This window comes from uncultured Methylobacterium sp., assembly GCF_964244095.1.
Taxonomy (GTDB): domain Bacteria; phylum Pseudomonadota; class Alphaproteobacteria; order Rhizobiales; family Beijerinckiaceae; genus Methylobacterium.
Genome location: NZ_CAXTHR010000156.1, coordinates 1 through 9,687 on the forward strand (window position 1 = coordinate 1; position 9,687 = coordinate 9,687).

The 9,687-nt window shown below is 73.5% G+C and carries 8 protein-coding genes; 5 read left to right on the top strand and 3 right to left on the bottom strand.

Features of this window, described 5'->3' with window-relative positions; genetic code table 11:
- From ACFE86_RS18925 to ribB, 4 genes are all read left to right on the top strand, one after another.
- Positions 1 to 335: anhydro-N-acetylmuramic acid kinase (locus tag ACFE86_RS18925; RefSeq protein WP_375456870.1), on the top strand; the 335-nt coding region annotated here is incomplete at its 5' end.
- Between the two features lie 12 nt (positions 336 to 347).
- Complete coding sequence (locus tag ACFE86_RS18930) at positions 348 to 944, top strand: DUF3578 domain-containing protein (protein WP_375456871.1); 597 nt, start codon at positions 348 to 350, stop codon at positions 942 to 944.
- A gap of 504 nt (positions 945 to 1,448) precedes the next feature.
- Positions 1,449 to 2,543 carry a chorismate synthase gene (gene aroC, locus ACFE86_RS18935; protein ID WP_375456872.1) on the top strand — a complete coding sequence of 365 codons (1,095 nt, stop codon included), beginning with the start codon at positions 1,449 to 1,451 and terminating at the stop codon, positions 2,541 to 2,543.
- A gap of 35 nt (positions 2,544 to 2,578) precedes the next feature.
- Positions 2,579 to 3,655 (top strand): 3,4-dihydroxy-2-butanone-4-phosphate synthase, encoded by a 1,077-nt coding sequence (ribB, locus tag ACFE86_RS18940; RefSeq protein ID WP_375456873.1) that lies wholly within the window; start codon positions 2,579 to 2,581, stop codon positions 3,653 to 3,655.
- A 9-nt stretch (positions 3,656 to 3,664) separates the two neighbouring features.
- Here ribB and ACFE86_RS18945 read toward each other — a convergent pair whose 3' ends face one another.
- The 3 genes from ACFE86_RS18945 to ACFE86_RS18955 form a co-directional block, all read right to left on the bottom strand.
- A complete protein-coding gene (locus tag ACFE86_RS18945; RefSeq protein ID WP_375456874.1) occupies positions 3,665 to 6,784 on the bottom strand; it encodes an efflux RND transporter permease subunit in 3,120 nt (1,039 codons plus the stop codon).
- Positions 6,785 to 6,789: 5 nt separating this feature from the next.
- Positions 6,790 to 7,860 (bottom strand): efflux RND transporter periplasmic adaptor subunit, encoded by a 1,071-nt coding sequence (locus ACFE86_RS18950; RefSeq protein WP_375456875.1) that lies wholly within the window; start codon positions 7,858 to 7,860, stop codon positions 6,790 to 6,792.
- A 164-nt stretch (positions 7,861 to 8,024) separates the two neighbouring features.
- Positions 8,025 to 8,951 (bottom strand): histone deacetylase family protein, encoded by a 927-nt coding sequence (locus tag ACFE86_RS18955; RefSeq protein WP_375456876.1) that lies wholly within the window; start codon positions 8,949 to 8,951, stop codon positions 8,025 to 8,027.
- 186 nt (positions 8,952 to 9,137) lie between these two features.
- On the opposite strand from ACFE86_RS18955, the gene ACFE86_RS18960 reads away from it, so the two are divergent.
- Positions 9,138 to 9,687, top strand: a 550-nt coding sequence (locus ACFE86_RS18960; protein WP_375456877.1) for a L,D-transpeptidase, incomplete at its 3' end; no start/stop codon positions are given.

Genomic DNA, 9,687 nt, shown 5'->3' on the forward strand with positions numbered 1-9,687 from the left:
AGCTCTCCACCGAGGACGGGGCCGCGACGCTCACCGCCTTCACCGCCCGCGCGGTGGCCCGCGCGCTCGACCACGCGCCGGAGATCCCGACCCGCTGGATCGTCGCCGGGGGCGGGGCGCGCAACGGCGAGCTGGTGCGGCTCTTGAACTACCACCTGCGCGCCGAGATCACGACCGCCGACGCGATCGGCTGGTCCTCGGCCTTCCTCGAAGCGCAGGCCTTCGCGCATCTGGCCGTGCGCTCGCTCAAAGGTCTGCCGATCACCTTCCCGAGCACCACCGGCGTGCGCGAGCCGATGACCGGCGGCGTGCTCGCGCGGCCGCGGGACACCTGACGCGCTCGAAGCATGAGCCTCGGCCACGCCCTGCGCCGGATCGTCGAGGAATACCCGGAGGCGCGCCTCGACCCGCCGGCCGGCCATCCGCTTGCCGCGATGATCCGCAAGGGCGCCCCCGACGAGCTGCGCCGGGCGCTGGAACCGATCGCCCCCGGCCATCTCGCCAAGGGCAGCCCCGGCCGCGGCACGCGCTGGGCCGCGGTGCCCTGGCTCGCGGTGTTCGACCCCGCCGTCACCACCAGCGCGACGCGGGGCTACTACCTCGTCTACCTGTTCCCGGCGCACCGGCCGGAGGTGTATCTCTGCCTGGTCCAGGGCACCGTCGCCGCGATGCGCGAGCACGGGCCGAACGCCGACGCGTTCCTGCGCCGGAGCGGGGACGCGCTGCGGGCGCGGATGTCCGACTTCGCCGATCGCCTGCCGCTCCGCGCGATCGACCTCGGCACCGCCGGCCCGCTGCCCGAGGGCTACGCGGCGGCGCACATCCTCGGGCTGGCCTACGATCATGACGCGCTGGGCGACGAGGGGCGGCTGCATCGCGACCTTGCCACCGGGATCGCGGCGTACCGGGCGCTGAAGGCCCGCGGCGGGCTGGATCTGCGCTGAAAGCTCGCCGCGCGTTTCCCTCTCCCTCTGTAGGCTTGCGGATGCACACATCCCAGTGCTTGGCGCGTCGGTGGCTGCGCATCCCCTCGCCCCGCCTGCGGGGAGAGGGCTTTGCCGACCTCGTCGTCGGCAAAGCGAGGCGGCAGCCGAAGGTGAGGGGGTCTCAAGGCGAGCCTCATCCGGCTCCGTCCCCTCACCGTCGCTTCGGCTTCGCCTTCGCTACCCGGTTGCACGACGGGGTACAGCCGGGCCTCTCCCCGCGTGCGGGGAGAGGGGACACGCGCCCTGTCCGGATCGCGTGGGGGGATATGTGCATACGGTAGCCTCTGCGGCGGAGGATGGCCGTCGCGTCCGCGAGGGTCAGGAGAGGGGAGCGCGGTATTCGGAAAGCGCGCTCTCCTATCCCGACTTGGCTCGCGGGTCACCCTCTCCCGCAGGGGGGAAAGGGAAGAGCGCGCGACAGGATTTGTGCCCCCGGCGCCCGCGCGCTAGAGCACGCGGGCGATGTCCCACAACACGTTCGGCCACCTGTTCCGCGTCACCACCTTCGGCGAGAGCCACGGGGTGGCGCTCGGCTGCGTCGTCGACGGTTGCCCGCCCGGGCTCGCGCTGGAGGCCGAGGACATCCAGGCGGAACTCGACCGCCGCAAGCCCGGCCAGTCGCGCTTCACCACGCAGCGCCGCGAGCCCGACCAAGTGAAGATCCTGTCCGGCGTGTTTTCCGACGACCGCACGGGCGGGCGCCAGCGCACCACCGGCACGCCGATCGCTCTGACGATCGAGAACACCGACCAGCGCTCGAAGGATTATTCCGAGATCCGCGACAGCTACCGGCCGGGCCATGCCGACTACGCCTACGACGCCAAGTATGGTTTTCGCGATTATCGCGGCGGCGGGCGCTCGTCGGCGCGCGAGACCGCGGCGCGGGTCGCGGCCGGCGCCGTCGCGCGCAAGGTGATCCCCGGCGTGACCATCCGCGCCGCGTTGGTGCAGATGGGGCCGCACGCGGTCGATCGCTCCCGCTGGGATTGGGACGCAGTCGGCGACAATCCCTTCTTCTGCCCCGACCCCGAGGCCGCCAGATTCTACGAGGAATACCTCGACGAGATCCGAAAAAGCGGCTCGTCCATCGGCGCGGTGATCGAGGTGGTGGCCGAGGGCGTGGCGCCGGGACTCGGCGCGCCGATCTACGGCAAGCTCGACGCGGATCTGGCCGCCGCGATGATGTCGATCAATGCGGTCAAGGGCGTCGAGATCGGCGACGGCTTCGCCTCCGCCGCCTTGCGCGGCGAGGACAACGCCGACGAGATGCGCGCCGGCGACGACGGAAGGCCGGCCTTCCTCGCCAACCATGCCGGCGGCGTGCTCGGCGGCATCTCCACGGGCCAGCCGATCGTCGTGCGCTTTGCCGTGAAGCCGACCTCCTCGATCCTGACGCCGCGGCGCACCGTCACGAGCGACAACCGCGACGTGGATCTTATCACCAAGGGGCGCCACGACCCCTGCGTCGGCATCCGCGCGGTCCCCGTCGCCGAGGCGATGATGGCCTGCGTGCTCGCCGACCACCACCTCCGCCACCGCGGGCAGGTCGGCGCCTGACGCCGCCCGAGCCCCAGCGTTCCCGAGACACGCCCTTGCCCCACAGCTCCGTCACCGCCGCCATCGAAGCGTTCGCCCGCGGCGAGATCGTGGTCGTCACCGACGACGACGACCGCGAGAACGAGGGCGACCTCGTCGTCGCGGCGATGCATTGCACGCCGGAGAAGATGGCGTTCATCGTCCGCAACACCTGCGGCATCGTCTGCGCGCCCCTGCCGCTGGCCGAGGCGCGCCGCCTCAACCTCGCGCCGATGGTGGCCGCCAACGACGCGCCGCTCGGCACCGCCTTCACCGTCACGGTGGACGTGAAGCACGGGCTCACCACCGGCATCTCGGCCGAGCAGCGCTGCAACACGGTGCGCGCGCTCGCCAACGGCAACATGGGCGCCGACGACTTCGTGCGCCCCGGCCACGTCTTCCCGCTGATCGCGCGCGACGGCGGCGTGCTGATGCGCTCGGGCCACACGGAGGCGGCGGTGGACCTGTGCCGGCTCGCCGAACTGCCGCCGGTCGGCGTGATCTGCGAACTCGCCAACGACGACGGCACGGTGATGAAGGGCCCGCAGATCGCGGCGTTCGCCGAGACGCACCGCCTTGCCCGCGTCTCGGTGGCGGACCTGATCGCCTACCGGCAGGCGCGCGACAAGCTCGTCGAGCGGGTGGGCCAGTTCCCGGTCCGGACCGAATCGGGCCCGATGACCGGCTACGCCTACACCACGCCGTTCGAGGCGATCCAGCAATTCGCCTTCGTCCACGGCGAGATCGGCGACGGGCAGGACGTGCTGGTGCGGCTGCACCGCTCCAACGTCGTGGCCGACGTGATCGAGGGCGGGCGCCAGATCGAGGCGGTGATGGCGCGCTTCGCCCGCGAGGGCCGCGGCGTCCTGGTGTACCTGCGCGACGGCACCGCGGGCGTGCCGCTCAGCCGCGTCGGGGAGGAGGGCACCGAGGCGCAGCGCGTGCGCCAGTGGCGCGAGGTGGGCCTGGGCGCGCAGATCCTGCGCGACCTCGGCGTGGTCTCGATCCGCAACCTCTCGACCTCCGCGCACGCCTATGTCGGCCTGTCGGGCTTCGGGATCGCGCTGCTCGGCACGGAGCCGCTGGAGGGGTAGCGGACGCCGCTACGCCGCGGCGAAGCGCCCGTAGCGCAGCGCCAGCGCCGGCAGGATCGCGAGGTTCAGCGCCGTCGAGGTGATCAGGCCGCCGAGGATCACGATCGCCATCGGGCCCTCGATCTCGCGGCCGGGCTCGCCGGCGCCGAGCGCCAGGGGCAGCAGGCCGAGGCCGGTGACGAGCGAGGTCATCAGGATCGGCACGAGGCGGTCGCCCGCGCCCTCCAGCGCCGTCGCCGGGCCCCAGGCGCGGCCCTCGGCGGCCACGAGATGCTCGTAATGGGCGATCAGCATGATCGCGTTGCGCAGGCTGATGCCGAACAGGGTGACGAAGCCGACGATCGAGCCCAGCGAGACCACGGCGCCGGTCAGCGCCACCGCGAGCACGCCGCCGACGAAGGCGAAGGGCAGGTTGGCCAGGACGAGCACGAGGTTGCGGACCGAGCCGGTGACGACGGCCAGCAGCAGCACGATGCCGAGGCCGGCCAAGCCCGAGGCGCCGAGCAGGTCGCGCCGCGCCCGCGCCTGCGATTCCGCCGCGCCCGCGAAGCCGACATGGACGCCGGGCGGCAGGCTCACTTCCCGGGCGATCTTGCGCCGGGCGGCCTCGACGAAGGACGCCACGTCCCGGCCGACGACGTTGGCGGTGACCGCCTGCACCCGCTGCGCGCCCGCGTGCTGGACTTGGTAGCGCCCGGCGGTCTCATAGACGTCGGCGACCTGCGCGAGGCGGATGTAGCTGCCGCCGGGGGTGCGCAGCGGCAGGTCGCCCACGGCCGAGGGGCGCGCCCGCGCGGCGCTGTCGAGGATGACGACGACGTTGAACACCGCGTTGCCCTCGTAGGCCTGCCCGACCACGTCGCCCTGGTAGGCGGTACGCACGATCTCGAGCACGCCGACGGCGTCGAGGCCCCAGTGGCGCAGGTCGTTCCGGCGCAGGCTCACGCTGACCTGCGGCAGGCCGGCGGGCGCCGCCTGCTGCACGTCGGCGGCGCCCGGCACCTCGGCGAGCTCGCGGGCGACGTCGCGGGCGGCGGCCTCGATCCGGTCGAGGTCGGAGCCGAACACGTTGACGACCACCGGCGCGGTGTGGCCCGACACCGTCTCCTCGATGCGCTCGGCGAGGAAGGTCTTCAGCGCGAACGCCGCGCCGGGCGTGCCCGCCGTGAGCGCGCGGATGCCGGCCTCGGCCGCGGCCTGCGCCGCGCCGTCGAGGCCGGGCTCCAAGTCGACGTGGATCTCGCTGTAATGCGTGCCCGCGGTGTCCTGCCCGGCCTCGGCGCGGCCGACCTGCTGCGCCACCGCGCGCACGCCGGGCACGGCCTTGAGGCCCGCGGTGACGCGGGTCCCGAGCCGCAGCGATTCCTGCAGCGACGTGCCGGGGGCGGCTGCCATGTGCAGGATCAGGTGGCCCTCCCTGAGGTCGGGCAGGAAGGTGCCGCCGAAGGACGGCAGCACCGCAGCACCGCAGAGCGTGAGCAGCACGGCCGCCGCGGCGGCCAAGCCGAAGCGCCGTTCGATCGCCGCCAGCACCCGCAGGTAGGCCGACCGGGAGAGGCGCATCACCGGCGGGTCGCGGGCCGGCAGGGTGTGGCGCGCGACGAGCAGCATCGCCAGCGCCGGCGTGACGGTGAGCGCCACGGCGAGCGAGGCCAGCACCGCGAGGATGTAGGCGAGCGCCAGCGGCCCGAACAGCCGCCCGGCGACGCCGCTCAGCGCCAGCACCGGCAGGAACACCAGCAGCACCGCGAAGGTGGCGTAGGCGACCGCGCCGCGCACTTCGAGGATCGCGTCGCGCACCACGCGCGCCGCGGGGGCGGGGACGGGCAGGCGGCGGTTCGCGCGCAGGCGCCGCACCGCGTTCTCGATGCCGATCACCGCATCGTCCACCACTTCGCCGATGGCGATGGCCAGCCCGCCGAGCGTCATGGTGTTCAGGCTCTCGCCGAGCGCGCCGAGCACCAGCACCGCGGCGAGCAGCGAGAGCGGGATCGCCACCGCGCTGATCACGGCGGTGCGCCAGTCGAACAGGAACACGAACAGCACCCCGACCACGAGGATGCCGCCGAGCGCCAGCGCCCGGAGCACGTTGCCGTTGGCCTGGGCGATGAAGTTCGCCGGCCGGAACAGGTCGGCGCGCAAGGCGATGCCGTCGGCATCGAGGCCGGGCCGGAGTTCGGCGAGCGCCGCCTCGACGCGGCGGGTGGCTTCCAGGGTGTTGGCGCCGAGCTGCGCGCCGACCATCAGCAGCACGCCGTGCCGGCCGTCGACCAGCGCCGCGCCGATCGGCGGCTCGGGGGCGGCGACGACGGTCGCCACGTCGCCGAGCACGACGCTGGCGCCGCCCTCGTTGACGAGCACCGTGCGCGCGATCTCCTCGGGCGTGAGCGCCTGGCCGTCCGTCCGGAGCGCGATGCGCTGGTTGGCCGTGTCGACGAAGCCGGCGCCGCGGATGCCGGTGGCCCTGCGCGCGGCGGCGAGCACGTCGTTGAGGCCGAGGCGGAAGCGGATCAGGTCGTGGGGCCGGACCTGCACCTGGAACGCGCGCACGTCGCCGCCGTAGACCGAGACCTGGGCGATGCCCGGCACCGCGAGCAACCGCAGGCGCACGCGCCAGTCGGCGATGGTGCGCAGGTCCAGCGCCGAGCGGCTGTCCGAGGTCAGGCCGACGAGGAGCACGGTGCTGGTGGAGGAGGTCAGCGCCGTCATCGCGGGCGGCTGCACGCCCTGCGGCAGGCGGCCTGCGAGGCTCGCGAGGCGCTCGGTCACGAGTTGGCGCACCCGGTAGATGCCGCTGCTGGCCTCGAAGGTCGCGGTGACGACCGAGAGACCCTGGATCGAACTGGAGCGCAGCGTCGCGAGACCGGGCAGGCCGTTGATCGCGATCTCGACGGCCTGGGTCACGAGGACCTCGACCTGCTCGGGGCCGAGCCCCGGCGCCTCGGTCTGGATCACCACGGAGGGCGGCGCGAATTCGGGGAACACGTCGTACCTCGCGTCGCGAAGGCCCGCGGTGCCGTAGACGAGCAGCGCCAGCGCCAGCGCCGTGACGAGGCCGGGGAAGCGGATCGCGAAGGCGACCAGGGCGCCTTGCGGGCCGGCTCGGGGCTCGTCGGGGCGCACGGGCATCGGCGTCAGTCGTCGTCCGCGCCGCCGGAGACCCGCAGTTGCGCCTTCAGCTCCTCGGAGAGCAGGGCCTGCGCGCCGCGCAGCACGATCTCGGTCTCGCCCAGGTCCGCGACCACGAAGGCGTCGCCCGACAGCGCCGGGTCGGCGCCGACGGGATGCCGGGCGAAGGCGTCGCCGGCCACCGCCCGGTAGAACCACGCGGCCCCCTGCCAATGCACCACGGCGTCCTCCGGCACGAGGATGCCCGTGGCCGCCCTCTCCGAGGTGATGAAGGCGAGCATGCTCATGCCGGGCAGCAGGCCGCTGTCGCCCGCCACCGTGTAGAACGAACTCAGGCCTTGGATGCGCTGGTCGGTGCGGGTCGCGGCTGAGACGAAGCGCAGGGGCACGCGCGCGCTCTGCGGCGGCACCTCGGCGAAGGCGGCGCCGGGCGTTCCCTTCAGCGACTCGCCGGGCGGCAGCGTGACCTGGACGAGGAAGTCCGCGCGCTCGATCAGCCGGGTGAGCGCCGGCGACCGCTCGACGATGCCGCGGCCGATCACCGGGCCCCATTCCTGCTGCGCGGTGGCGCCGAGCGTGCGCACCTGCGACTGCGCGGCCGCGAGCGCCGCCTGATCGGTCTGGAAGGTGCCCTCGGTCGTCTCGATCTGCACCTGCGTCGCGTAGGGCCCGAGGCTCCTGGCGCGCTGGAAGGCGGCGCGCGACACCTCGGCGCGCGCCTGGGCGGTCTGCAGTTGCGCCGTCGCGCCGGCGTAGGAATTCGTCAGTTCGGTGACCCGGGCGAGGTCGAGGACGCTGCCGTAGGCCTGGATCTCGATCGCGTGCGAGGCGGGCGCGCGCCGCACGGTCTCCACGCCGATCCGCGCGCGCTCCTCCGGCGTCAGCGTGACCACGACCCGGCCGCCCTCGATCGCGGTGCGCCGGGCGGCCGGCATGGGCGCCGGCCGCGTGGCCGCCGCGAGCGTCGGAGCGGCGGCAGGGCCGGCGAGGCGCGACACCGCCTGCCGCAGGCCGGTGCCGCCGAGGAGCACGGCGAGCGTCAGCGCCGCCAACCCGATCGCCGCGGACCAGACCATGCCGGAATGCCGCCGCTGCCTCACCCGCCACGCCCCCCCGCGGGCCGGCCCGGTCCCGGCCGCGTCATGCCCGCCGCAGGCTTATCATTTTCTCCCGGCAGGGAACGCCGAATTCACCCCGGGGCGCGGATAGACGCGGACCGGGGATGCCCGCATGCGGGCCGTCACCGCCCCATCAGCGCGTCGACATGGGCTGCGACCGAGCGGCCGAGCCCGTCGAGGCTGTAGCCGCCCTCCAGCACCGAGACGAGGCGGCCCCCGGCGTGGCGGTCGGCGACCTCCATCAGCCTGCGCGTCGCCCAGCCGAAATCGGCCTCGGTGAGGCGCAGGTTCGCCAGCGGGTCGAGATGGTGCGCGTCGAAGCCCGCCGAGAGGATGATCACGTCCGGCTCGAACGCCTCGACGCGGGCGAGGATGCCGGCCTCGAACGCCTCGCGGAACACCGCGCCGTCGTCGCCCGGCCGCAGCGGCACGTTGACGATCGTGTCCTTGGTGCCCCGCTCGGAGGGAGCGCCCGAGCCCGGATAGAGCGGCATCTGGTGGGTCGAGGCGTACATCACCGCGCCGTCGTCCCAGAAGATGTCCTGCGAGCCGTTGCCGTGATGCACGTCCCAATCGACCAGCGCGACCCGCGTCGCGCCCTTCGCCCGGGCGTGGCGCGCGGCGATGGCCGCATGGTTGAACAGGCAGAAGCCCATCGCGCGGGTGCGCTCGGCGTGGTGGCCGGGCGGGCGCATGGCGACGAAGGCGTTGGCGCAGTCTCCGGCCATTACCGCATCGACCGCCATCACCGCGCCGCCGACCGCGCGCAGCGTCGCCTCCAGGCTCCCGGGCGACATCAGCGTATCGGAATCGATCGCGATCAGGCCCGACGCCGGCGATGCCGCGACGATCGCCGCGACGTAGTCGTGCGGGTGGGCGAGCGTCGCGACCTCGGCCTCGGCCTGCGGCGCCAGGGTGCGGACGAGGCCCGCGAATCGCTCGTTCTCCAGCACGCGCTCGATCGCGCGGATGCGGTCCGGGCGCTCGGGGTGCCCTTCCGGGACGGCGTGGTCGAGGGCCGCGGGGTGGCTCACGTACAGGGTCGTCACGATCATCCCTTCCGGCATCGAGGCCCGTCGCGTCGGACCGGCTTGTCGCAAGACGGCAACAGAGCCGCGCATTGTGCCGGCCGCCAACGCGCGAGGCTACGCCGAAGTGCCTCGCACGGCTATGCTTCCTTCAATCCCCGTCAACCCTGATTCCACCGGCGGGGGTCCACGCGAACGGTGACCGTCATGCGCATCGCCCCGATCCTCGCATGTGCCGTCCTGCTCGCGGGCTGCAACTTCAAGGCGGTGCCCGATCCGACCCTGTCGGCACGCGACACCGCCTTCATGGCGCTGGTGCCCGACGCCGAGTTCGACCCGCACTTCGCCCGCTACCAGGTGAGCGACCCGACCAAGGAGCGCCCCGGCACCATCGTCATCGAGACCAGGGAACGGCAGCTCTACCTCGTCCTGCCTGAGGGCAAGGCGATGCGCTACGGCGTCACCGTCGGCGACGAGGCCTATGGCTGGAGCGGCACGGCGACCATCGACCGCAAGGCGGAATGGCCGGCCTGGAACCCGCCGGCCGAGATGGTCAAGCGGTGGCCGCACGTCCACCCGATGCAGGGCGGCCCCGGCAACCCGCTGGGCGCGCGCGCCCTCTACCTCTCCGACAAGGGCCGCGACACCCTCTACCGCATCCACGGCACCAACGAGCCGGAGAAGATCGGGCAGGCGGCGTCCTCGGGCTGCATCCGCATGCGCAACATCGACGTGGTCGACCTGTTCAACCGCGTGC

Excerpts from the sequence above, each read along its gene's own strand:
- ACFE86_RS18930 (WP_375456871.1), top strand. The coding sequence starts at position 348 with ATGAGCCTCGGCCACGCCCTGCGCCGGATCGTCGAGGAATACCCGGAG.
- ACFE86_RS18950 (WP_375456875.1), bottom strand. The coding sequence starts at position 7,860 with ATGGTCTGGTCCGCGGCGATCGGGTTGGCGGCGCTGACGCTCGCCGTG.
- aroC (WP_375456872.1), top strand. The coding sequence starts at position 1,449 with ATGTCCCACAACACGTTCGGCCACCTGTTCCGCGTCACCACCTTCGGC.
- ACFE86_RS18945 (WP_375456874.1), bottom strand. The coding sequence starts at position 6,784 with ATGCCCGTGCGCCCCGACGAGCCCCGAGCCGGCCCGCAAGGCGCCCTG.